Annotated in this window: 1 pseudogene; it reads left to right on the top strand. The window is 69.4% G+C overall.

The annotated features are described in order from the left end of the window. Positions 1 to 308: 308 nt before the first annotated feature. Positions 309 to 418 (top strand): annotated as a pseudogene (locus tag C1J00_RS47530) (glycoside hydrolase); the annotation flags it as partial.

The raw sequence follows: 418 nt of genomic DNA, 5'->3' as shown, positions 1-418 counted from the left end.
GCGGGGGGTAGTCGCGACCCGGCTAGGGGCTCCTGCGCTCCGGGCATGGGCTCCTGCGGTCCGAAGAGGGCCGTCACGGACCGGGCACGGGTTGTTGTGGTCCGGAAAAGGCCGTCACGGACCGGGCGAGGCCCCGATGGAACGATCTCTTTGAGTCGTTCGTCACACAGACCGGGGAGATCGCGTGCCGGGGGCATACCGGCGAGGGGGCGGCGGGAAGTACTACCTCTGTCGCTTTCCGGGCCGACGTGGCAGCATCCCGGACGAACCGCAAGTTACTGACGGTTAATCAGTTTGGGGGCAGAGGTATGGGACCGGGCAAGCGTGGCCTGATCGCGACGGCGGTGGCCGTGGTCTGCGCGGTCACGGTGCTGGCCGCACCGGGCACGGCGTTCGCGAACCCCACCCCCTCCCCCAC

Source organism: Streptomyces cahuitamycinicus (assembly GCF_002891435.1).
Taxonomy (GTDB): Bacteria; Actinomycetota; Actinomycetes; order Streptomycetales; family Streptomycetaceae; genus Streptomyces; species Streptomyces cahuitamycinicus.
This window is presented reverse-complemented; position numbering and strand designations above follow the sequence as displayed.